At 65.7% G+C, this 22,507-nt stretch carries 18 protein-coding genes and 1 riboswitch; of the genes, 13 read left to right on the top strand and 5 right to left on the bottom strand.

All coding sequences use genetic code 11. The features are described from left to right. Window positions 1–194: 194 nt before the first annotated feature. Window positions 195–322, bottom strand: a riboswitch (SAM riboswitch). Window positions 323–437: 115 nt separating this feature from the next. The 6 genes from AC3IRM_RS04310 (at window position 438) to AC3IRM_RS04285 (ending at window position 7,359) form a co-directional block, all read left to right on the top strand. Next, complete coding sequence (locus tag AC3IRM_RS04310; protein ID WP_489205023.1) at window positions 438–1,538, top strand: NHL repeat-containing protein; 1,101 nt, start codon at window positions 438–440, stop codon at window positions 1,536–1,538. 146 nt (window positions 1,539–1,684) lie between these two features. After that, window positions 1,685–2,461, top strand: a complete 777-nt coding sequence (locus tag AC3IRM_RS04305; protein ID WP_489205022.1) for a M23 family metallopeptidase — start codon at window positions 1,685–1,687, stop codon at window positions 2,459–2,461. Between the two features lie 71 nt (window positions 2,462–2,532). Beyond that, window positions 2,533–4,137, top strand: a complete 1,605-nt coding sequence (locus AC3IRM_RS04300; RefSeq protein ID WP_489205021.1) for a peptide chain release factor 3 — start codon at window positions 2,533–2,535, stop codon at window positions 4,135–4,137. A gap of 74 nt (window positions 4,138–4,211) precedes the next feature. After that, the gene (gene trhA / locus AC3IRM_RS04295; protein ID WP_489205020.1) at window positions 4,212–4,868 is read left to right on the top strand and encodes a PAQR family membrane homeostasis protein TrhA; all 657 of its coding nucleotides are present in this window, start codon (window positions 4,212–4,214) and stop codon (window positions 4,866–4,868) included. Window positions 4,869–4,924: 56 nt separating this feature from the next. After that, the gene (locus AC3IRM_RS04290; protein ID WP_489205019.1) at window positions 4,925–5,314 is read left to right on the top strand and encodes a hypothetical protein; all 390 of its coding nucleotides are present in this window, start codon (window positions 4,925–4,927) and stop codon (window positions 5,312–5,314) included. 74 nt (window positions 5,315–5,388) lie between these two features. Beyond that, window positions 5,389–7,359 (top strand): AsmA family protein, encoded by a 1,971-nt coding sequence (locus AC3IRM_RS04285; RefSeq protein ID WP_489205018.1) that lies wholly within the window; start codon window positions 5,389–5,391, stop codon window positions 7,357–7,359. A 4-nt stretch (window positions 7,360–7,363) separates the two neighbouring features. On the opposite strand, the gene AC3IRM_RS04280 is transcribed toward AC3IRM_RS04285, so the two are convergent. Continuing rightward, a complete protein-coding gene (locus AC3IRM_RS04280; RefSeq protein WP_489205017.1) occupies window positions 7,364–8,344 on the bottom strand; it encodes a glycosyltransferase family 2 protein in 981 nt (326 codons plus the stop codon). Next, window positions 8,341–9,099: a monofunctional biosynthetic peptidoglycan transglycosylase gene (gene mtgA, locus AC3IRM_RS04275; RefSeq protein WP_489205016.1), complete on the bottom strand. Its 759-nt coding sequence runs from the start codon at window positions 9,097–9,099 to the stop codon at window positions 8,341–8,343. The genes AC3IRM_RS04280 and mtgA overlap by 4 nt, the downstream gene beginning before the upstream one ends. Window positions 9,100–9,158: 59 nt before the next feature. Between mtgA and hslO the strand changes: the two genes are divergently transcribed. The 4 genes from hslO (at window position 9,159) to AC3IRM_RS04255 (ending at window position 15,611) form a co-directional block, all read left to right on the top strand. Next, window positions 9,159–10,061 carry an Hsp33 family molecular chaperone HslO gene (hslO, locus tag AC3IRM_RS04270; RefSeq protein ID WP_489205015.1) on the top strand — a complete coding sequence of 301 codons (903 nt, stop codon included), beginning with the start codon at window positions 9,159–9,161 and terminating at the stop codon, window positions 10,059–10,061. A gap of 109 nt (window positions 10,062–10,170) precedes the next feature. Beyond that, complete coding sequence (locus tag AC3IRM_RS04265) at window positions 10,171–11,016, top strand: XOO1806 family protein (protein WP_489205014.1); 846 nt, start codon at window positions 10,171–10,173, stop codon at window positions 11,014–11,016. 254 nt (window positions 11,017–11,270) lie between these two features. Continuing rightward, on the top strand, window positions 11,271–14,114 hold the full coding sequence (locus tag AC3IRM_RS04260; RefSeq protein ID WP_489205832.1) for a TonB-dependent receptor: 2,844 nt from the start codon (window positions 11,271–11,273) through the stop codon (window positions 14,112–14,114). Between the two features lie 165 nt (window positions 14,115–14,279). Beyond that, window positions 14,280–15,611, top strand: coding sequence for an aspartyl/asparaginyl beta-hydroxylase domain-containing protein (locus tag AC3IRM_RS04255; protein ID WP_489205013.1), 1,332 nt, complete (start codon window positions 14,280–14,282; stop codon window positions 15,609–15,611). 43 nt (window positions 15,612–15,654) lie between these two features. On the opposite strand, the gene AC3IRM_RS04250 is transcribed toward AC3IRM_RS04255, so the two are convergent. After that, complete coding sequence (locus AC3IRM_RS04250; protein WP_489205012.1) at window positions 15,655–16,275, bottom strand: TetR/AcrR family transcriptional regulator; 621 nt, start codon at window positions 16,273–16,275, stop codon at window positions 15,655–15,657. Between the two features lie 187 nt (window positions 16,276–16,462). Here AC3IRM_RS04250 and AC3IRM_RS04245 point away from each other — a divergent pair, with 187 nt between their 5' ends. The 3 genes from AC3IRM_RS04245 to AC3IRM_RS04235 all read left to right on the top strand — a co-directional run bounded on the left by AC3IRM_RS04245 (window position 16,463) and on the right by AC3IRM_RS04235 (window position 19,907). Next, on the top strand, window positions 16,463–18,940 hold the full coding sequence (locus AC3IRM_RS04245; RefSeq protein WP_489205011.1) for an acyl-CoA dehydrogenase: 2,478 nt from the start codon (window positions 16,463–16,465) through the stop codon (window positions 18,938–18,940). Window positions 18,941–19,033: 93 nt separating this feature from the next. Beyond that, entirely contained in the window at window positions 19,034–19,513 is a 480-nt protein-coding gene (locus AC3IRM_RS04240) for a hotdog fold domain-containing protein (RefSeq protein ID WP_489205010.1), read from the top strand. Between the two features lie 115 nt (window positions 19,514–19,628). Continuing rightward, window positions 19,629–19,907 (top strand): hypothetical protein, encoded by a 279-nt coding sequence (locus AC3IRM_RS04235; RefSeq protein WP_489205009.1) that lies wholly within the window; start codon window positions 19,629–19,631, stop codon window positions 19,905–19,907. A 77-nt stretch (window positions 19,908–19,984) separates the two neighbouring features. Here AC3IRM_RS04235 and AC3IRM_RS04230 read toward each other — a convergent pair whose 3' ends face one another. Both AC3IRM_RS04230 and AC3IRM_RS04225 read right to left on the bottom strand, forming a co-directional pair. Beyond that, window positions 19,985–21,121, bottom strand: a complete 1,137-nt coding sequence (locus AC3IRM_RS04230) for an NAD-dependent epimerase/dehydratase family protein (RefSeq protein ID WP_489205008.1) — start codon at window positions 21,119–21,121, stop codon at window positions 19,985–19,987. After that, window positions 21,105–22,472 (bottom strand): NTP/NDP exchange transporter, encoded by a 1,368-nt coding sequence (locus AC3IRM_RS04225; RefSeq protein WP_489205007.1) that lies wholly within the window; start codon window positions 22,470–22,472, stop codon window positions 21,105–21,107. Before AC3IRM_RS04225 ends, AC3IRM_RS04230 begins: the two co-directional genes overlap by 17 nt. Between the last annotated feature and the right edge of the window lie 35 nt (window positions 22,473–22,507).

Genomic DNA, 22,507 nt, shown 5'->3' with positions numbered 1-22,507 from the left:
CGTCGTGCGCGATCGGCACATCGGCAGCGAGCGCATGCACGTACGCCGCATCGGGCGTGGGTTCGGGGCGGTAGGCGGTGTCGACGAGACTCATGGCACGGGATTCCGGATGGGCTGGGCCATCGCGTCTCGCGGGAATCACCGGAAGTCGCCTGTCGGCGGAATACAACATCGGCGCGAACGCCGACACGGCATCACCATCTTCCGGTGGACACAAGGTCCCCGCAGGACTTGGCACCGCGATGGACGCCGCGCAACGCGCGGATCCCATCAGGTTGCCCCGGCATCAAAGGGCCTGCCCCTCCGCCGGTCTCGATGGATGCGGGCAGGTTGCCAGCGCGGTTCCGTAAAGTCAATCGCTTCATCCGGATGTAGCGATGGATACTTTCGGGTGCAACCGGTGACCTCGACGATGCGGCGCCCGGCATAATCCGGCGATGCGCATCGCCCTCCTGTTCTCGGCCGCCCTGCTGGCCGGCTGCACGACCAGTTCCCCACGTCCCTTCGCACCCGAGGCCGACACCATGCCCGGCGTGGAAGCGACCGATCGACCTGTGATCGTGGAAGCCTGGCACTCGTCCGGACACGCCGAGGACCAGCTGGACTCGCTGGCGACCTGGCCGACGCCAGAGGGCGGCACCTGGCTGATCGCGACGGCCAAACGCACGCATCAACTGCGCGTGTTCGATGCCGACACCGGTGCGGTGCTGCGCACAGTCGGCGCCCGCGGGACAGCGCCCGGCACGTTCGATCGCCCCAACGGCATCGCGGTGCACGCTGATCTGGTCTTCGTGGTCGAACGCGACAATCACCGCGTGCAGGTCCTATCACTGCCCGGCTTTTCCCCGATCGCCACGTTCGGCGCTGGCGCACTGCAGAGCCCCTATGGTCTGTGGCTGCACGAAACCGCGCCGGACACCCTCGAGGTCTACGTCACCGACAGTTTCATGGAAGGGGCCGACCACAGACAGGTCCCGGACTTCGCCAGCCTTGACCGCCGCGTGCACCGCTACCGTTTCGAGGCGCACGATGGCGCAGCGCCGAAAGTCACCGCGCTCGGCAGCTTCGGCGCCACCGATGCGCAGACCGCGCTGCGCATCGTCGAGTCGATCGCCGGTGATCCGGCGCACGCGCAGCTGCTGATCGCCGACGAGGACGTGCGGCACAACGCCACCATCCACGCCTACACGTTCGAAGGCGCGTACACCGGTCGCGCCCTGGCGGCCGGCACGTTCGAGGCGGAGCCCGAAGGGATCGCGCTGTGGTCGTGCAGCGTCGACGGCGGCTATTGGATCGTGGTCGACCAGCTGCGGCCACGTACCGTCTTCCGCGTGTTCGATCGTGCGCAGCTCACGCTGGCAGGCAGCTTCACCGGCGCCCGTGTCGCGGCCACCGATGGCATCGCCCTGCATCCCTCGCCCACCGCGCGCTTCCCGTCCGGTGCGCTGTTCGCGGTCGACGACGATGCGTCGGTCGTCGCCTTCGATCTGCGCGAGGTCGCAACCGCGTTGCAGCTCGACCCCGACTGCAGCCGCTGAGCCTGCAGATGCCGAGGCGCCGATGGCCGTCAGTGCTCGTTCCAGTGGTGATCTGCGCATCCGGCCTTGTATTCGCGCAGACGCCATCGAGCGGCCGCTGGCCCGGTACGCACACGCCACCGCCCGCGCTTTCACACGAAGCCGTGATGGCGCCGACCCGCGTTTCGAGCGTCGAACTCGAACTCCGCCCGCGCTTCGGCGGCACCGAAGCGACCGCGATCAACCATCTCGCCGGGCCGGTGGAAGTGACCCTGCTGGCGGACGGTCCGCCGCTGCTCGCAACGCCGGCCCTGCCGGCACGCGTCACCGTGCCGGGCGGCAGCCGCCTCGTGGTCGCGCACCTGCAGGATGGCACCGCAGGTGCGCGACTGAGGCTCGTGGCCATCCCGGGCCTGCCGACCGCACGTGCGCGGAATGTGGAGTACCTCTATCCCCTGCGCGATGCACCGCTGCAGATCGCCCAGGGCTACGGCGGCGGTTTCAGCCATGCCGATGCGGAGAACCGTCACGCCGTCGATTTCGCGGTCAAGCCCGGCACGCCGGTACTGGCCGCGCGCGATGGTGTGGTGATGCAGGTCGAATCCGATGCGACCGCACGCCTGGACCCGCGTATTGCGTTCGACCCCGCCGACGACCGCGTGCGGGGTAACTTCGTCCGCATCCTCCACGACGACGGCACGATGGCGCTCTACGCGCATCTGCAGCAGGCCGGCGTCGTCGTCGCGCCTGGTGCCCGCGTGCTGCGCGGCACGATCATCGGGTTCTCCGGCAATACCGGCCTGAGCACGGCGCCGCATCTGCACTTCGTCGTCCAGGCCAACCGCGGTATGCGGCTCGAATCGCTGCCGTTCCGGATGGCTGGGCCCGACGGGCCGCTGCGCTTCGGACAGGTGCAGCCCGACGCAAACCTCGCCCCGCCCTGAGCCCGCCGCACGGCGTCGTATAATCGGCGGCTTCCCGATTCCAGCCTGCGCGCACCCGCGCGGCCGCCCGCATGTCCGATATCGCCTCCGAAAGTTCCCGCCGCCGCACGTTCGCGATCATCTCGCACCCCGACGCCGGCAAGACCACGCTGACCGAGAAGCTGCTGCTGTTCGGCGGTGCGATCCAGATGGCCGGCTCGGTCAAGGGCCGCAAGGCCGCGCGCCACGCGACGTCCGACTGGATGGCGCTGGAGAAGGAGCGCGGCATCTCGGTGACGAGCTCGGTGATGCAGTTCCCCTACGAGGGCCGCGTGGTCAACCTGCTCGACACGCCCGGCCACGCCGACTTCGGCGAGGACACCTACCGCGTGCTGACCGCGGTCGACTCGGCGCTGATGGTCATCGACGTCGCCAAGGGCGTCGAGGAACGCACGATCAAGCTGATGGAAGTCTGCCGGCTGCGTGACACGCCGATCATGACCTTCATCAACAAGCTCGACCGCGAAGGCAAGGACCCGATCGACCTGCTCGACGAGGTCGAGACCGTGCTCGGCATCCAATGCGCGCCGGTGACCTGGCCGATCGGCATGGGCCAGCGCCTCAAGGGCGTGGTGCACCTGGTGACCGGCGAAGTGCATCTCTACGAGCCGGGCCGCAACTTCACCCGCCAGGATTCGACGATCTTCCCGTCGATCGACGCGCCCGGACTGGCCGGGAAGATCGGCGAGAAGATGCTGGCCGACCTGCGCGACGAGCTGGAACTGGTCCAGGGCGCCAGCCATCCCTTCGACCTCGAGGCCTACCGCGCGGGCACGCAGACGCCAGTGTTCTTCGGCTCGGGCGTCAACAACTTCGGCGTGCAGCCGCTGCTGGACTTCTTCGTCGAACACGCGCCGCCGCCGCAGGTGCGCGAGACGACGACGCGCGAAGTCGCGCCGCAGGAAGACAAGCTCACCGGCTTCGTGTTCAAGATCCAGGCGAACATGGACCCGATGCACCGTGACCGCGTCGCGTTCATGCGCGTGTGTTCGGGCAGGTTCGAAGCCGGCATGAAGGCCTTCCATCCGCGCACAGGCAAGCCGCTCAAGCTCGCCAACGCGCTGACCTTCATGGCCAGTGATCGCGAGATCGCCGCCGAGGCGTATCCGGGCGATGTGATCGGCATCCACAACCACGGCACGATCTCCATCGGCGATACATTCACCGAGGGCGAGAACATCGCCTTCACCGGCATCCCGAACTTCGCGCCGGAACTGTTCCGCCGCGCGCGCCTGCGCGATCCGCTGAAGCTCAAGCAGCTGCAGAAGGGGCTCGCGCAGCTGTCGGAGGAAGGCGCCACCCAGTTCTTCAAGCCGCTGATGAGCAACGACCTGATCCTCGGCGCGGTCGGCGTGCTGCAGTTCGACGTGGTCGCCTATCGCCTGAAGGACGAATACGGCGTCGATGCGAGCTTCGAGCCGGTGCAGGTCAACACCGCCCGCTGGATCCGCTGCAAGGATGCGAAGACGCTCGAGGCGTTCCGCGACAAGCACGCGATGAACCTGGCTTACGACGCCGCCGATCAGCTCGTCTATCTCGCGCCAACGCGGGTGAACCTGCAGCTGGCCCAGGAGCGTGCTGAAGGCGTGGAGTTCCTCGCCACGCGTGAGCATGCACATGCGGTGTCGGTGGACTGATCACCGTCGAGGCCTCTGACAGATTACGGACGCGCGGTCATACTTGACCGCGGTCCACCCCCAACCGGACGTCGATGACCACCGCCCCAACCCGCTCGCTCCGCGCGAAGCGTGAAGAGTTCGCCAGCGCCCTGACCCATGGCCTGGGCGCGACCGCGGCCCTGGCCGGTGGCGCGGTCCTGATCACCCTCGCAGCGCTGTACGGCAATCGGTGGCAGCTGGGCGCGTCGATCGTGTTCGGCGTCTCGCTGCTGCTGCTGTATCTGGCGTCCACGCTATACCACGCAGTCGAACATCCGGTGGTCAAGGGCCGGCTGAAGGTATTCGACCACTGCGCGATCTATCTGCTGATCGCCGGTACCTATACGCCCTTCACCTTGATCGGTCTGCGCGGCACGCTGGGCTGGTGGCTGTTCGGCGTCATCTGGACGCTGGCGTTGGCAGGCGTGGTGTTCAAGCTGTTCTACACCGGCCGCTTCCGCGGGCTGTCGACGGCCATCTATGTCGCGATGGGCTGGCTGGTAGTCATCGCGATTGGCCCGGTCGCCGCCGCGCTCGACACCTGGACGCTGAGCTGGATCATCGCTGGCGGCGTGTTCTACACCGCCGGCACCTTCTTCTACATGCGCGAATCGATTCCCTATGCGCATGCGATCTGGCACCTGTTCTGCATCGGTGGCAGCGTGTGCCATTACGTCGCCGTGCTGGCCCAGGTCGTACCGGCGCGTTGATCGCAGGCGCGCGCGTCGCGACAATCAAACGGTCGCCGTCCACGCCGGAGTTCTGCATGCGATCCGTCCAGATGTTGTCCGCACTCGCCGTCGTCACGCTGGCGGCCTGTTCCGCCGAACCGCCGGCGCCGCCTGCACCCGTGAACGCGCCCACGCCGCCGGCCACGCCTGCGCCGTCGCCTGAAACCGTCATCGCGGCCTACGACTGCCCGACAGCCGCCATTGTCGAGATCATCCGCGAGGGCCGTTTCGCGCGCTTGCGCATGACCGATGGACGCATCGTCAATCTCGGCGTGATCCGCGGCAGCCAGCCGCCGGTGTGGTCCGAAGTCGGCCTGCGGTTCATCACCATCGACGACGGCGCCGAGCTGTCGCAGGACAACGGCCGCACCGTGCGCTGCACCGAGACTGCACTTCCGGAGTCCGAACCCGCGGGCACGTCGTGATTCCGAACCGCAACGGAACATTCACCCGCAGTTGACCGCGGCGCGTCGATGGTTGGGGCCGAACAAGGCCTCCCATGACCACCACGCCCCCACCTGCTGCATCGTCCTCTGCACGCTTCCGGCGTTTCGCCTCGTCTTCACCAGTGCGCATCGTCGCGCTGGTGTTGCTGGTCGCGATCGTGGTGCTGGTGCTGTTGTGGGACTGGAACTGGTTCAAGGGTCCGGTCGAACGGGCCGTCGAAGCCCGCACCGGCCGCACGCTGGTCATCGGCGGCGACCTTGACGTCGATCTGGGCCGCACGGTGACTGTGCGTGCAGACGCGTTGCGGTTCGCGAATGCGGACTGGTCAGACTCGCAAACGATGGCGTCGGTGGAGCGGCTGGAGATCCAGATCGAGGTGTTGCCGCTGCTGTTCAAGCGCGAAGTGCGACTGCCCGAGATCCGGCTCGTGAAACCGATCCTGCGCCTGGAAACCAACCCCGAAGGCGGCAGCGGCAACTGGGACCTCGCGTTCGGCGACGGAGGCGACGGGCCCTCACCGCAGATCCGACGGCTGTGGGTTGAAGACGGGCGCCTGCGCTATCTCGACGTACCCGGCGGAACCGACATCGATGTGCGACTGGCGAGTCGTGAATCGCGACGCGGCGAGGATGCCGCGCCCGCGATCGGAATCGAAGGTGGCGGCACATGGACGCAGAATCCGTTCACGCTCGAAGGCGTGACCGAATCGCCGCTGGCGCTGCAGGACACCGACACGCCCTACCGCATCGATCTGCGCGCACGTGCCGGCGCAACCCGCGCGCACGTCCGCGGATCCCTCATCGCGCCCTTCCAGCTGCGCGACTTCGACCTGCAATTCGCATTGTCCGGCCGTAACCTCGCCGACCTGTTCCCACTCGTCGGCGTCGCACTGCCCGACACGCCGCCCTACGCACTCGATGGCCGCCTCACACGCGACGCGACGACCTGGCACTACGACGGCTTCACCGGCAAGGTGGGCCAGAGCGATCTCGGCGGTTCTGCAGCGATCACGCTCGGCGGCGAACGCCCGTTCCTGAAGGCGGACCTGGTCTCCAAACGTCTCGACTTCGACGATCTCGCAGGCTTCATCGGCGGCACCCCGGACGCGGAAGGTGACGCCCTGGATCCCGAACTCGTCGAGCGCGAGCGCGCGCTCGCGGCGAAGGGCCGCGTGCTGCCCGACACCCCTTACGACCTCACGAAATTGCGATCCATGGATGCCGACGTGCGCCTGCGCGCGCAGCGCATCAACGCGCCGAAGCTGCCGATCGACAACATGGACGCGCATCTCAAGCTCGATGCGGGTCTGTTGCAGCTCGAGCCGCTGAACTTCGGCATCGCCGGCGGCAACATCCGTTCCAACATCCGGCTCGACGCGCGCCGGGATGCGATCCAGACCCGACTGCAGGCCTCGGTGCGTGGCATCAGCCTGGGTGGCCTGTTCCCGCCCGACACACTCGCTGGCGATGCGGTGGGCCGGATCGGCGGCGATCTCAATCTCGTCGGCACCGGGAATTCGGTCGCCGCGATGCTCGGAAGCGCGAATGGCGACGTCGCGGTCGGCATGGGCGCCGGACGGGTCAGCAACCTGCTCGTCGAACTGGCTGGCATCGACGTCTACGAGACGCTGAAATACCTGATCGGCAAGGACAAGCAGATTCCGGTGCGCTGCGCATTCGCGGATTTCGGCGTGCAGGGCGGCGTCATGGAAAGCCGCGCGTTCGCGTTCGACACCACGGACACCATCATTCTCGGCGAAGGCACGATCAACCTGCGCGAGGAACAGCTGGATCTGCTGCTGCGACCCCGTCCGAAGGACCGCAGCATCCTCGCTCTGCGTACGCCGCTCAAGATCGGAGGCACATTCGCCTCGCCGAGCTTCCGCCCGGATCTCGCGCGCCTGGGCCTGCGTGGCGCCATCGCACTTGCGCTAGGCTCGATTGCGCCACCCGCCGCATTGCTCGCCACACTGGAACTGGGCGGCGGCGAAGACAGCGGTTGCGGCGGGCGTTACGCCAAATAGGCGATCACACGTCGCCGGGGCGGTTCAGAGCGCCCGGCCCGGGTGCCGGATGCCAGGCGCTGACCAGATAGAGCGGACGCTGCTTGGATTCCTCATACAAGCGGCCCAGGTATTCGCCGATCACGCCCAGCGCGACCAGCTGCACGGCGCCCAGGAACAGGATCACCGCCATCATCGTCGGCCAACCGGCCACCCGGTCGCCATACATCCAGGCCTTGCCGATCACGTACAGCGCGAACGCGAACGCGCCGCATGCGGTCAACACACCCACATAGGTCGCCAGACGCAAGGGCGCGGTCGAAAAGCTGGTCACGCCGTCCAGCGCGAAATTCCACAGGCGCCAGAAGCCGAATTTGGTGAGTCCCGCAATCCGCTGTTCGCGCGCGTACGGCACGGCGATGCGGTTGAACCCGATCCAGCCGAACAGCCCCTTCATGAAACGATGCCGCTCGCGCAACTGGCGCAGCCCATCGAGCGCACGCGGCGACAACAGCCGGTAATCTCCGGTGTCGGCCGGCACCGGTGTCTTCGCGAGCCGCTGGATCACGCGATAGAACACATGCGCGGTCGACCGCTTGAGCCAGCTCTCGCCGTCGCGGCTCAGCCGCGTGCCGTGCACGTCGTCGTAGCCGTTGCGCCAGTGCGCGACGAACTGCGGAATCAGTTCCGGCGGGTCCTGTCCATCTGCATCGAGGATCATCGCCGCGCCTTCGGTCACCATGTCGAGACCCGCGGTCAGCGCGACCTCCTTACCGAAATTGCGCGAGAGCCGCAGCAGCGCCACGCGCGCATCCCCCGCCGCGATGCCCTGCAGAACCTGCCAGGTCGCATCGCCACTGCCGTCGTCGACATACAGCACCCGCGTTTCGATGCCATCTGCAGCGAGCGTCTCCATGACCGCGGCGATGCGCGGATGCAGGACCGGAAGCGCATGGGCCTCGTCGAACGCGGCGATGACGATGGTCAGTCGATCGTGCCCGCTCACTTGAGCGTCTCCAGATACGACTCGCCACCGATCTGGCGCGCGTTGCGCTGGATCCATTGCGCGCGTCTCTGCACGTAAGGCCCGGGCCGCGAGGCGCTGTAGCGCTGCGGACTCGGCAGCACCGCGGCCAGTCGCGCGCTCTCGCCTGCGCTCAGCTGCGCTGCATCCTTGCCGAAGTGCCGTTTCGCGGCGGCCTGGGCGCCGTAGATGCCGTCGCCGAACTCGGCCACGTTGACGTAGACCTCGAGGATTCGCGTCTTCGGCCACAGCGTTTCCATCAGCAGCGTGTAGTACGCCTCCAGGCCCTTGCGCACCCAGCTGCGTCCGCCCCACAGGAACAGGTTCTTCGCGGTCTGCTGGCTGATCGTACTGGCGCCACGCATGCGGCCACCGCTCGCGTTGTGCGCGCGTGCCTGCTCGATCGCGTCCAGATCGAAGCCGCGGTGCCTGGCGAAGTTCTGGTCCTCGGCCGCGATCACCGAGACCGGAAGCGAAGACGCGATGCGGTCCAGATCGCGCCATTGGTAATAGAGTTCGAAATCGCGCTCGCTGCCGATCCAGGCTTCGGCCTGTCGGATCGCCATGAAGCTCGAGAACGGCGGATCGATGAAGCGCAGCGCCAGCACCTGCAGCACCGGCAGCACGGCGAGCAGGACGCCCAGCCCCACCAGCCGGCGCAGCCAGCGGCGGGCGAACGAGGGGCGTGCTTGCGGGACGGCAGTGCCGTCCCCATCTCGGAGAGCCGGTTGTTCCATGGCGGCCACTCTATCGGTCACCCTCGACGCCGCCAATCGAAATTCCCTTGCGAGCCGATATGACCGACACCGCCCAGCCCGACAGTGACCGCCTGTCCCGCTTCCTGCTGCAGACCGCCGGCGTACGCGGGGTGCGCGTCCATCTGCGCGAAGCCTGGCGGGCCGTGCGCGCGAATGGCCCGTATCCGCCGGCGATCGAAGAGATGTTGGGCGAAGCCTGTGTGGCGTCGGCACTGTTCACGGGTCACGCCAAGGTCGACGGCCGCCTGTCGGTGCAACTGCGCGCGCCGGGCCCGATGCGCACCCTGTTCGCCGAATGCACGGCCGCCGGCACGATCCGCGGCATCGCCCGCTTCGACGGCGACGGCGCGGATGTTTCGCGCGACCTGCGCGCACTCGGCGATGACGCGCTGCTGGCGATCACGATCGAGAACCCTTCCCCGCATCGCGAGCCCAACCGCTATCAGGGTCTCGTGGCGCTGACGGCCGAGTCGCTGTCGGGCGCGTTCGAGGATTATTTCCGCCAGTCCGAGCAACTCCCGACACGGGTCCTGCTCACGGTCAACGGCGACGAGGCGGCGGGCCTGATGTTGCAGAAGCTGCCGGGGGATGAGGGCGACGAGGACGGATGGAACCGTGCGAGCCTGTTGTTTGACACGCTGTCTACGGCCGAACTGCTTCGATGGCCCACCGAAACGCTGCTGTCGCGCCTGTTTCCGGAGGATGCACCCGAGGTGCTCGGGGCGCGCGAACTGGCTTTCGGCTGTTCCTGCTCCAGAGCGCGCGTGGAAGAGATGCTGGCATCGCTGGGCGCCGACGAGGCCCGCGCAGCGATCGTCGACGGGAAGGCGGAGGTGATCTGTGAGTTCTGTGGTCAGCACTATGTGTTCAGTGCCGGGGATGTCGATCGACTCCTCGAAACGCCCGAAGTCGATGTAGAAGTGTCTGACCGGTTGCAATAGCAGAATTCCGTTGCGCATCCGGATTGTTAAAGAAATATAAATGTTCTAGAGTTCTTAACTGAACGACAGGGGAACTTCCGGGCCGTGCCCGGGTCTTACGGCTATGCGATTGACCGCCACGCGCTTGGTATTTGCCCTCGGCCTTGCCCTCTCGGCGGCCTCGGGCGCTGCTGCGCAGGAAAAACGCAACCAGACCGTGCTGCCAGTGCTGGACACGTCCGGCAAAGTCGAGGCGTTCCTCGTCCTTGAGCCCGCGACCGCCAACCAGTCGAGCCGCCGCTGGCGCTTTGGCGAAAGCCAGTTCGACGCGGCGTTCGGTCTCGAATCGGGCAGCTCGCTTGCGCTGTTGTGCAGCCCTGGCAGCAGCTTCAACGGTGCAGTCAGCAGCTTGGCGCGCAATTGCCAGCTGGCTTCGGTCGGAGACAACACACTCGGGAGCCGCCGCGCCAGTGCAACGGCGAGCATGAGTCGTCCAGGCGGTGGCGTCGGCCTGACCCTCGGCGAAGGTCGCGATACGTTGCCGAGTTTTCTCAGTCCCTCGCGAGTCGGCCCGGCAAGGCAAGTCGACCTGCATGACCTGACGGTTTTTGCCAAGAAGGACATTGGCGACGACGCTTATGTTTCGCTCGCAGGCACTCTGGCCAAGGCCACGCTGATCCCGACATCGGCGGCCCCTGCAACCCTCAACGATCATTGGACCAGCCGAAGCCTCAGTGTCGGCGGCGGCATCGGGCGCTTCAGCGCCAATATTGTCGGCCAGGTCGTCGACACGCCCGGCCTTCCGAAATGGGAGGGCGTGGGCCTCGGTGTCAGTTGGCGCACGCCGTGGAGCGGTCAGCTCACGGTGGGCGCTGACAACGTGATCACCCGGGGCAAGAACCCGTTCTCGAAAATGACCGAGAGCGCGGATGACGAAGGCGCGGTGCCTTACATCAGGTACCAGCAGGACCTTTGAAGCGTCCTCCCGCAGCAACTTTTCAGGCGCTCGCCTACGACGCCTGCGCTCACGCTCGCCTTGTTTTCTCCGGCTATTCAGGTCAAGACGCGCTGTGATGCGACTGCAAGGATACTTCCGACAAGACTTAACACCTCTTTAATTAATTTCACTCTCGCTTTACTATCGAGAGAACCTTGCCGAGTTTGGCGTCTAACTTGACGGCATCTGACCAAGGGTTCTGCGGGTATTTGCCCGCCTCACGTTGGAGAGAGATGACATTGAAGACGACAAAGCTTCGGGATGCAGTCGCGCTCACACTTGCCGCTGGCGCCACCGCGTTCGCAGGCACCGGCTCCGCTTTCGCCCAGTCGGGCCAAGAAGCCACCACGCTTGACCGGATCCAGGTGACGGGCTCGCGTATCCGCTCGGCGGATGTGGAGACCCAGGCGCCTTTGCTGGTCATCAGCCGTGACGAAATCCAGAAGCAGGGCTTCACTTCGGTCGCTGACGTGCTGCAACAGATTTCAACCAATGGCGCAGCCATCAACACCCAGTTCAACAACGGCGGCGATGGTTCGTCCGGCGTCGACCTGCGAGGTCTCGGATCCTCGCGCACACTCGTGCTGGTCAATGGCCGCCGCTGGGTCTCGAGCCTCGATGGCACCGTCGACCTCAATACGATCCCCACCGCGGTGATCGAGCGGATCGAGGTTCTGAAGGACGGCGCTTCAGCGATCTACGGTTCCGACGCCATCGCAGGCGTGGTCAACCTCATTACCCGCCAGGATTTCGACGGCGCCGAAGCACGCGTCAAGTTCGGACAGTTCAGCCAGGGGGACGGCCAGGAAGAGGCCTATGACATGACCCTGGGCGTCAGCAACGATCGCAGCAACCTGGTGCTCGGCGCGTCCTACGTGAAGTCCGACGCCGTGAGCGCGGGTGATCGGGCCATCTCGCGCGACCCGGTGTTCGGTCGTGGCGCGGCCGGCTACAGCGCGTTCTCCGCGAGAGGGCAGATCTGGTACCCCGATGATGCCGACGACCGGCTCGTCGTCCGGGACGGTGCGGATGGACGCAATCTGGCGAACTACGGGCCTTTCACCGCCGCCACCGACGCGTACAACTTCGCAGCCGACAATTTCCTCCGCACGCCGCAGGAGCGTACGTCGCTCTATGTGCAGGGCCGTTTCGACATCACTGATTCGGTGTCGTTCGTCACCGACATGCTCTACAACGAGCGCAAGTCGCAGCAATTGCTCGCTGGCTTCCCGCTGAGTGGTGGTCCGCTGTTCTTCGGCGGCCAGGGCATCAGCGGAGAGAGCTACTACAACCCCTACGCCGTGCAGAATGGAGGCCCCGGCATCGAGGTCGACTTCAGCCGCAGGCTCGTGGAGCAGGCGCGCGAGTACCGGCAGAACGTCAAGACCTACCACTTCTTCGGCGGGCTCGACGGCAGCTTCGAAGTCGGCGATCGTTTCTTCGACTGGGATGTGGGTTACTCCTACAACCGCAACAACCAGAACGACCAGCAGATCGGCGACGTCAACATCGCCAACCTCGACCAGGGCATCGGTCCGTCGTTCCTCGATCCGGTGTCGGGCCAGGTCGTCTGTGGTACCCCGGGAGCCATCATTGCTGGCTGCGTGCCGGTCAACCTGCTCAGCTCGCCGGGTGGCGTGACCGACGAGATGCTGAGCTACATCCTGTTCACTGCGCAGGATTCGTTCGAGCACGAGACGATCAGCTATACCGCCAACCTCTCCGGCTCGCTGTTCGAACTTCCCGCTGGCCCTCTGGGCTTCGCTGTCGGCCTCGAGCGTCGCGAGGAAAGCGGCCGCGATACCCCCGATGCGTTCGTTGCAGCGGGCTTGACCTCGGGCAATGGACGGCAGCCCACGCAGGGCAGCTACAAGCTCGACGAGGTGTACGCGGAGTTCCTGATTCCGGTGCTGGCGGATGTTCCGTTCTTCAACCAGCTCGAGTTCAGTCTGGCAAGCCGTTACTCTGATTACAGCAACTTCGGCGATACCACGAACAGCAAGATCGGCTTCAAGTGGAAGCCTGTTGAAGACCTGCTGATCCGCGGCAACTACGCGGAAGGATTCCGCGCGCCGACGATCTCCAACCTCTTCGGTGGCGCTGCTGATTCGTTCGTGCAGTTCGGCGACCCCTGCTCGGCAGATGCCCCGCAGTTTGCGCAGGCAGCTGCCCGATGCGCAGCGGCAGGCGTGCCCGCGGGCTATGTCCAGGTTACCAATCAGGGCAACGGCTACTTCGGCCAGACGATCGATCCGTTCAACCTGGTTGCCAATCCGGATCTCGGGCCGGAAAGCGCGACGACCCGTACGCTTGGTTTCGTCTACAGCCCCAGCTTCTTCGACGGCTTCAATATGTCCGTCGACTACTACGATATCCAGATCGAGAACGGCATTTCCCGTCCCACTGCGACCTTCGTACTCGACCAGTGCTTCATCGAAGGCGATGCCGGTTACTGTCAGCTGGTTTCCGATCGCGTCGTCAGGAACGCATCGGGGCGGATCACCGATTTCGATCTCGGTCTCTTGAACCTCGCGCAGATCAACGTCGAAGCCTACGACGTCACGATGTCGTATCGCACTCCCGAAACGCGTTTCGGAAACTTCCGGATCACGTCCGACAGTTCGTACATCAGCAAGTACGAAAGCCGCGCCACGCCTGATGGCGAGTTCGACAACTCCGTCGGTCTTTACACCCAGAGCGCGCCCACCTGGCGTCTGCGTTCCAATCTCAGCACTGACTGGTCGCTCGGAGATTTCGGCTTCACCTGGGGTGCGCGCTACCGTTCCAGCCTGGTTGAATCCTGCGCCTTCACGGGTGCAGTCGCCCAGGAGCTTTGTTCGGACCCCGATCGTCGTATCGACACCGGCCCCGCGCCTCGCAATCGCATCGCCTCGGTGACGTATCACGACGTCCAGGCCCGTTACACGGCACCGTGGAACGCGACCATCGCTATCGGCGCCAACAATGTGTTCGATCGCGATCCGCCGATTGCATACCGTGCGTTTGCCAACTCGTTCGATCCCCAGTACGACACGCCCGGCACGTTCCTCTACATGCAGTACACGCAGCGCTTCTGATCCAGGATTGCGTTGAAACTGGCGGCCCCGGACTCCGGGGCCGCCTTTTTTTTGCGGCGCTGATACGAAAGCAAAGACTGCAAGCGATTGCAGGGACAACTCGGCCTTGTCTTCATCCTCGCGCGTGTTCACGATGCGCTGGCAGGTCCTCCTACCGGAAAACGCATGACCACTTCCGAACCGCCACGCGGGCCCACGCCATCCGCACAGCCGGATTCGTTGCGTGCGGCGGCTCGAGCGCATGTCGAGAGAGGGGCGCTCGACGAGGCAGCGCTGATTTATTCCAGACTCATCTCCGCAATACCGCAGGATCTGGAGGCTCTCAACTTCCTGGCAGCTGTTTCCATCGGTAAAGGGCTGACGATCGAGGCACACGCTCTCCTGAAGCAGGCCGTTGATTCAGATCCCAATGACGCTGCCAGCTGGAAAAACCTGGGCAACTGTCTACTGCTCCTCGGCGATAGCGAAGGCGCACTCCGCGCCCTCGACCAGGCGCTTCTGATTGCGCCCGACTTCTACGTTGCCCAGCTGCATCGGGCAGCGCTGCTTGATCGACTAAACCGCAAGGAAGAAGCGCTGCCTGCCTATCTCCGAGCGGTGACGCAGGCGCGCGCCGCAGGGCAGTGGTTCGACGAATTCACCACCGCGCCGGGGCTGAGGAGACCTGTGAGAGATGCGATCGCACGTATCGCGGAAGGGCGCAGGCAATTGTTCGACGACGTCATGGCGCCCGTCTACCGCCGCCACGGAATGGACTCGATGGGCCGTGTCGAACGCATGCTGGCCAATCACCTCGGCGCGATCCGAATAGAGCCCGGCAACAGCCTGCAGCAGCCAAAATTTCTCTATTTTCCGGATCTACCCGAGACGCCCTACCTTGACCGGTCACTTTTTCCCTGGCACCGGGATCTCGAGGCGAGTGCCCAGGCGATTCGGAACGAACTCCTCACGCTGCTTTCGGAAGATCGATCCTTCGAGCCATTTCTCGGCGTGCCGCCTCCCGGCATGTCATCGCGTTATCTCGGTGGACGCACAACCGGGACACCGAAGTGGAACGCGTATTTTTTCTATCGTCACGGGCAAAGATACGAAGACAACTGCGCGAGGTGCCCGCTGACAGCTGCAGCGATCGACGCCCTCCCAGTCGTACGTATCACGGGGCATGCGCCGGAAACATTATTCTCGGTACTGGGTCCCGGTTCGGACATCCTGCCCCACCACGGCGTCACCAACACGCGCGTCGTCACACACCTGCCGCTCATCGTCCCCGCTGACTGCGCATTGCGCGTAGCTGGGATCGAGCACTCCTGGCAACAGGATCGATGCGTTACGTTCGATGACACGTTCGAGCACGAAGCTTGGAATCACGGCGCCAGCACACGCGTCGTTCTCCTGTTCGATACATGGAACCCCTACCTGACCGATGCCGAACGCGACGCGGTCACTCTGATCGTTTCCGCGATTGGAGATCTCAATCGGAGAGCGGGAATCCACTGACCCGTGCGCATCGTCCACTGCAGCGTCGCGCGACCCGAGTGGATCAGGCCGGCACTAGCGTCTGCGCCAGATGCTCGACATAGGCGTCAAACTCGTCCTGCTGCATCCGCGCCTGGTGCAGTTGCAGGTTGAGCTGCAAAAACCCGACGTACGCGGCGTACGTCAGGCGTGCACGATGCTGCGCATCCTCGCGCACGAGACCTGCCTGACGAAACGACGCGGTGAGATAGTCGAGGCGGCGCTTGGAGACGCGTTCGATCACCGGCTGCACAGTCGGATGGTCCTGCGCCTTGAGCAGTGCGCTGTAGATCACGTGCGACTTGTATTCGCGGGCCACCATGTGGAACAGCGCACGCAGACGCTCGCGGGCGTCCGGCACTTTCTCCAGCGCACCGAACAGGGCCTCCTGCTCGACGTTCTCCCAACGCTCGAGCGCCGCCTGCAGCAACGCGTCACGCGATGGGAAGTGCCAGTAGAAGCTGCCCTTGGTCACGCCCAGCCGACGTGCCAACGGCTCGACCGCCACTGCCTGGACGCCGGTTTCGGCGATCAGGTCGAGCGCGGCCTGCGCCCAGTCATCAGCGCTCAGGCGGCTTGGACGTTCGGTGGGCGAAGCGTCCCCCGACTGGAGGGTCACCGCGGATTTCGGGGCAGGTCTGCTCATCGCGACAGTCTATCCATACGCATCCATCCGCAACAGTATCGACATGTCGGACACGGGCCGAGTGGCAGCATTGACAGCACCGGAAACCACCACCATACTCGACCGTACGGTTAGCATCGGGATCCCGCCCGTGCAGCCGGCCCAGTGCCGGTCCCGTTTTCTGTAGTACCGATTGCCGGAGTTGATGATGAGCGTCGCGATCCCGTTTCTCGCCTTCCTGCTGGTAGGTGCATTCGCCGCCTACCACCGTCTTCGTCTCGTCTACTGGGCGGCGATCACGGTCACCGTACTGCTTGCCTGCTGGCTGCTCGGCGCGAACGGCGTTGCGACGCTGATCGCCGCGTTGCTGGTCGCGGCCATCGCGGTGCCGCTGCTGATCCCGTCGGTGCGCAAGTCGCTGATCACCACGCCGCTGCTGAAATTCTTCCGCAAGGTGCTGCCGCCGCTGTCGCAGACTGAACGCATCGCGCTTGAAACCGGCTCGGTCGGCTTCGAAGGCGAACTGTTCACCGGCGATCCGGACTGGCAGAAGCTGCTCGACTATCCCAAGCCGCAACTCACTGCTGAAGAGCAGGCGTTTCTCGACGGGCCGGTCGAAGAGTTGTGCAGCATGATCAACGACTGGGAAATCACCCACGTCCACGCCGATCTGCCGCCGGAGCTCTGGCGCTACATCAAGGTCAACAAGTTCTTCGGCATGATCATTCCGAAGGAATACGGCGGCCTCGGTTTCTCGGCGCTGGCCCACCACAAGGTCATCCAGAAGCTGTCCTCGATGTCGAGTGTCGTCAGTTCGACCGTCGGCGTGCCGAACTCGCTCGGTCCGGGCGAACTGCTCAACCATTACGGCACCAAGGAACAGAAGGACTATTACCTGCCGCGCCTCGCGATCGGCCAGGAAGTTCCCTGCTTCGGCCTGACCGGTCCGTTCGCCGGCTCCGACGCGACCTCGATTCCCGATTACGGCATCGTCTGCAAGGGCGAGTGGAACGGCGCGAACGTGCTCGGCGTGCGCCTGAATTTCGACAAGCGCTACATCACGCTGGCGCCGGTGGCGACGCTGGTCGGCCTCGCGTTCCGCATGTACGACCCGGACGGTTTGATCGGCGACACCAACGACATCGGCATCACGCTGGCGCTGCTGCCGCGCGAGACCCCGGGGGTCGAAATCGGACGTCGCCACTTCCCGCTCAACTCGCCGTTCCAGAACGGCCCGATCCACGGCAAGGATGTCTTCATCCCGCTGAGCCAGCTGATCGGCGGTGCCGAAATGGCCGGCAAGGGCTGGAACATGCTCAACGAATGCCTCGCCGTGGGCCGTTCCATCACCCTGCCCTCCACCGCCTCGGGCGGCGCGAAGGCCGGTGCGGTCGTGACCGGTGCGTATGCGCGTATCCGCAAGCAGTTCGGCCTGTCGGTCGGTCGTTTCGAGGGCGTCGAGGAAGCGCTCGCGCGCATCGGCGGCAAGGCCTACATGATCAGCGCGCTGTCGCAGGCGACTGCGGCCGCCGTCGATCGCGGCGACGTGCCGTCGGTGCCGTCGGCGATCGCGAAGTACCACTGCACCTCGATGAGTCGTGAAGTCATCAGCGACGTCATGGACGTCGTCGGCGGCAAGGGCATCATCCTCGGCCCGAAGAATTTTGCCGGCCGCAGCTGGCAGGCGGCGCCGATCGCGATCACCGTGGAAGGCGCGAACATCATGACGCGCAGTCTGCTGATCTTCGGTCAGGGCGCGATCCTGTGCCACCCATGGGTCATGAAGGAAATGAAGGCGGCGCAGGATCCGGACGCGCAGCGCGGGCTCGAGGAATTCGACCGCAACCTGTTCGGCCACATCGGCTTCGCGATCTCCAACGCCGTACGGTCGTTCTGGTTCGGCCTCACCGGCGCGAAGATCGGTGCGGCACCCGGTGACGACTACACGCGCCGCTACTTCCGCAAGCTCGACCGCTATTCCGCGAATCTCGCACTGATGGCCGACGTGTCGATGCTGACACTCGGCGGCAAGCTGAAGTTCAAGGAATCGCTGTCGGGTCGTCTGGGCGACGTGCTGAGCCATGTCTACATGACCAGCGCGATGCTCAAGCGCTATCACGATGAAGGCGCGCCGCAGGCAGACCAGCCTCTTCTGGCGTGGGCCTTCCACGACAGCGTGCACAAGATCGAACTCGCGCTGTCGGCTGCGCTGCGTAACTTCCCGATCCGTCCGGTCGGCTGGCTGATGTGGCTGCTGATCTTCCCTTGGGGCCGTCGTGCCGAGGCGCCGGGCGATCGCCTGTCGCGTCGCGTCGCCGCGCTGCTGATGGCGCCGAACGAAGCGCGTTCGCGTCTGGCCGACGGTGTGTTCATGACGCCCTGCGAGAACAATCCGGGCGGCCGTATCGACAGCTATCTCGCCAAGGCGATTGCGGCCGAGCCGGTGGAGCGCAAGTTCCTCAAGGCCATGAAGAGCAAGGGCATCGAGGCGCTGGACTACGACGCGCAGCTGGACGAAGCAGTGCGCGAAGGCCACATCACCGCCGAGGAGCGCGCCCTGCTGGTCGAGCTGCGTGAGCTCACGCTGGACGCGATCACCGTCGATGACTTCGACACCGAGGAACTGCGTTCGGCGGGGTACCGCGCGCCGACGCAGCCTTCGAGCGAGTCGCGCGAAGCGGCCTGAGCGAAGCGCGAGACGTGACACCGACAACGGCGGGCCTGGCCCGCCGTTGTCGTATCCGGCATTCCGCTTTTCACCCTGTATTCGGAGCACGCGATGGCCGCCCCACTGCTGACGTTGCGCGATCGCCTCATCCGATGGCCGGGCGGAGCCTGGTTGTTCGGATTTCTCGTGTGCCGCAAGGCGCCCTACTTCGCCAGCATCGTGCCGCGCATCACCACGCTGCGCGCGGGCCACGGGGAAGCGACGATGCGCCACCGTCGCGCGGTCACCAACCACCTCGGCACCGTGCATGCGATTGCGCTGTGCAACCTCGCCGAGCTGATCGGCGGCCTGACCACCGACGTCAGCATTCCCGCGTCAATGCGCTGGATCCCGAAGGGCATGACCGTCGAATATCTGAAGAAGGCCGTGGGCACGATGCACGCCACGGCGACACCTGCGGCCCAACCGGTCGTGTCTGGAGCGGGCTATGCCTTGCCGGTCGACGTGGTGATCCGCGATCCGGCCGGCGATGCCGTATTCCGCGCACAGATCGCGATGTGGGTGTCGCCGCGCGGCGCACGGAACGGTTGAACGCCGACACATGCAACCCGTTTTCGACTAGCGGGTCCTCGGCTGCAGTCTGCACAGCGCAGCCTGCGCGCTGTTCCATCGCGGATTCTGGCGGCTGTTCGACTGGCCGCGCACCTTGCAGAACGCGACGCGTCCCAACCGCGCAATCCTGCAGATCGCGAATGCGCAGCTGGTGTGGGTGTTCGGCGCGGTCGCCCTGCTCTGCTTCCTGATGCCGGCCGAGCTCGCGACTCCGCGGCTCGCCCAGGCCCTGCTTGCAGGCATGGCCGGCTTCTGGTGGCTGCGGCTTGTGTTCCAGTTCGTCAGGCTGCGCGTCCACCATCCGCTGGTGCACACGTTGAGCGCGGCGCTGGTTGTCGGCGCGATGCTGTTCACCGCGGCCGTGGTGTGCTGAGCTTCGGCGGTGAGCGCACACGCGCGATGGGGCGCCTGTTGAAGGCCCATCGCGAGCGAACGCCTACAGACGCATCTTCAGGCGCTGCGCGCGTGCCACGCAGCCAGCACCTCGGTCTCGCGTTGCGGCGTCAGTCCTGCCTTGAGCGCGGCGCGGCGTTCGGCCGGTTGTGCACGCCACCAGGCCAGCGTGTCGCGCACAGTGTCGTCGATCGGACGATGGGTGAGCCCGGCCGCGATCGCACGATCGACGCGCGTCCGGCCGAAGCCGGCGTATTCGCCCACCGGTGCGATCCAGACCGGGATGTCCGACCAGGCTTTCACGCCCTGCGCCTCGAGAAATTCCGCGTGCAACCACGTCAGCCGTGCATCCGGTGCGCCGCCGGCCGCCTTCGCCTGCCGCAGGCAGCTGTCGAGCAGACGCCCCATAGCGAGCGTACCGGGCGCCGCATCGGCATTGAACACGCCGGTCGTGTCCTGTTCGATCAGCTGCAACAGGAACTCGGCCAGATCCCGCACGTCGATGCACTGGGTCGGATTGTCGGGTGCGTCGGGCGCTGCGATTTCGCCGCCGCGGTCGGCGCGTGCGGGCCAGTGTGTGAAGCGGTCGGTCGGATCGCCCGGTCCGACGATCAGCCCGGGCCGTACGACCGATGTGCGGCCGGGCAACGCGCTTTGCGCGGCGCGCTCGCAGGCGGCCTTGAGACCGCCGTAGGTCTCGCCGCTGATCGTGCGGGTGGCGGGATCGTCGAGCGTCGCCAGCGGGCTGTCCTCGTCGTTGGCGATGTCGTTGCGGGCGTAGACCGAGATCGACGAGATGATCTGGTAGTGCGCCACGCGGTCCGCCAGCAGCGCCGCACTGCGCGCGACGTCGTCGGGGAAATACGCCGAGGTATCGAGGACCGCGTCCCAGCGGCGATCGCCTTCGAGCGCGGCGAGATCGTCCTTGCGATCGCCGCGCAGCTGTTCGATGCCGGCCAGCGGCGTGCCGTCGAAGCGGGTCGGGTTGCTGCGGCCGCGGTTGAACAGGGTCAGCGTGTGGCCGCGCGCATGCGCGTGCTCGACGAAGTGCGGGCCGAGGAAGCCGGTGCCGCCAAGGATCAGTAGTTTCAGCGGACGCGCGGCGCGCCCGGTCGATGCGAAGACGGCGCCCGGCAGCGCGGTGAGCGCCGCGGCGGCCAGGCTGTGGGCGAGGAACTCACGACGGCTTGCCATGACTGTGCTCCGGAGGCCGGGCAGGTGCCGGCTGTTCCGGCAGCCTGCGCTCGGCGCGGATCACCCGCCATGCGCCGAAGGTCATGCCCAGCGCGATACCGATGCCGGCCACGAAGACCAGTTGCGATCCCAGCACCGACAACGCCTTGTGCACCCACACGAAAGTCACATCGCCGCCCCGGTACACCGCGGTATCGATGACCGCCTTGGCCTTGTAGCGCGATTCGCGGCTCACCCGGGTGTAGAGCGTCTCGCGCGCGGGCTTGGCCAGCGAGAACTCGCTGGCACGGGTCATCACCTGCACGGTCGCGATCAGCAGCGGCAGCGGCGACGCGGACAGCAGCGCGAAGCCGATCAGGATGGCCACTGCCGGCAGCAGCAGCAGCGGCGCCACGCCGTAGCGACGCAGCAGCCAGCGCGTCAACAGCAGTTGCACCAGGATCGTCAGGCTCGCGACCGCCCAGTCGATGATCGAGTAGTAGCGCGTCGCGGCCTCGGCAGTCGGGTAGTACTGGCGGACGATCGCGGCCTGCTCGTTGTAGAGCAGCGTGCCGACGCCCACGCCGAAGAACATCAGCATCGCCAGACCGCGCAGCAGCGGATCGGCGGCAATGAGTTTCAGGCCCGCCCAGATCGAACCGCCGATCGCCTGCTCCCCCTGCTCCGCCCGTGTCGCCTCGTTGCGCTGCGCCCAGCCGCGCAGTTTGAGGATGCACAGCAGGCAGACGCACAGGAACCCGACCGATACCAGCGTCAGGTTCGCCACGCCGATGCGCTCCACCAGCACCGCGGTGATGAAAGGTCCGACGAAGGCACCGATGGTCCCACCCGCGCCGATGTAGCCGTAGTAGCGCTTGGCGTGTTCGTTGTCGAACACGTCGGCCATGAAACTCCAGAATACGGTCACCGCGAACAGGTTGAAGACCGCGATCCAGACGAAGAACAGCGCGCCACGGCCCGACAGATCGGTATCGAACGCCCAGCGGAAGCCCAGCAGGCAGACGATGAAGACCAGATACACCACGGGCAGGAACACCCGTCGCGGAAAGCGTGACACCAGCGCGCCGTACAATGGCTGCAGCAGCAGCATCACCACGAAAGTCGCGCTGAAGAGCACCTGCAGCGTGAAATCGCCCAGTGCAATGCCGCGCGTTGCGGCCCAGTCCAGCAGGAAGGTCGGAAATACCACCGACGCATCCGATGAGGCGCCCATCGCATCGCGCACCGGGCGCAGCACGTAATAGCCGCACAGCAGACAGAAAAAATACAGCAGCGCCCACCACAGCGGCGGCGACTCCGCCAGCGCGGCGCGCAGCCGCGGGCGTGGCGGCGTCATGACGGGGGGGCGCATGGCGGGCTCCTGGCGGACGCGGCACGTTAACGCAA

The sequence above is a fragment of the Luteimonas sp. KH_071 genome, assembly GCF_057838005.1.
The sequence above is the reverse complement of the archived record's forward strand: the minus strand, read 5'-3'. Positions and strand labels throughout refer to the sequence as shown.

Excerpts from the sequence above, each read along its gene's own strand:
- AC3IRM_RS04310 (WP_489205023.1), top strand. The coding sequence starts at position 438 with ATGCGCATCGCCCTCCTGTTCTCGGCCGCCCTGCTGGCCGGCTGCACG.
- AC3IRM_RS04305 (WP_489205022.1), top strand. The coding sequence starts at position 1,685 with ATGGCGCCGACCCGCGTTTCGAGCGTCGAACTCGAACTCCGCCCGCGC.
- AC3IRM_RS04300 (WP_489205021.1), top strand. The coding sequence starts at position 2,533 with ATGTCCGATATCGCCTCCGAAAGTTCCCGCCGCCGCACGTTCGCGATC.
- trhA (WP_489205020.1), top strand. The coding sequence starts at position 4,212 with ATGACCACCGCCCCAACCCGCTCGCTCCGCGCGAAGCGTGAAGAGTTC.
- AC3IRM_RS04290 (WP_489205019.1), top strand. The coding sequence starts at position 4,925 with ATGCGATCCGTCCAGATGTTGTCCGCACTCGCCGTCGTCACGCTGGCG.
- AC3IRM_RS04285 (WP_489205018.1), top strand. The coding sequence starts at position 5,389 with ATGACCACCACGCCCCCACCTGCTGCATCGTCCTCTGCACGCTTCCGG.
- mtgA (WP_489205016.1), bottom strand. The coding sequence starts at position 9,099 with ATGGAACAACCGGCTCTCCGAGATGGGGACGGCACTGCCGTCCCGCAA.
- hslO (WP_489205015.1), top strand. The coding sequence starts at position 9,159 with ATGACCGACACCGCCCAGCCCGACAGTGACCGCCTGTCCCGCTTCCTG.
- AC3IRM_RS04260 (WP_489205832.1), top strand. The coding sequence starts at position 11,271 with ATGACATTGAAGACGACAAAGCTTCGGGATGCAGTCGCGCTCACACTT.
- AC3IRM_RS04255 (WP_489205013.1), top strand. The coding sequence starts at position 14,280 with ATGACCACTTCCGAACCGCCACGCGGGCCCACGCCATCCGCACAGCCG.
- AC3IRM_RS04250 (WP_489205012.1), bottom strand. The coding sequence starts at position 16,275 with ATGAGCAGACCTGCCCCGAAATCCGCGGTGACCCTCCAGTCGGGGGAC.
- AC3IRM_RS04245 (WP_489205011.1), top strand. The coding sequence starts at position 16,463 with ATGAGCGTCGCGATCCCGTTTCTCGCCTTCCTGCTGGTAGGTGCATTC.
- AC3IRM_RS04240 (WP_489205010.1), top strand. The coding sequence starts at position 19,034 with ATGGCCGCCCCACTGCTGACGTTGCGCGATCGCCTCATCCGATGGCCG.
- AC3IRM_RS04230 (WP_489205008.1), bottom strand. The coding sequence starts at position 21,121 with ATGGCAAGCCGTCGTGAGTTCCTCGCCCACAGCCTGGCCGCCGCGGCG.
- AC3IRM_RS04225 (WP_489205007.1), bottom strand. The coding sequence starts at position 22,472 with ATGCGCCCCCCCGTCATGACGCCGCCACGCCCGCGGCTGCGCGCCGCG.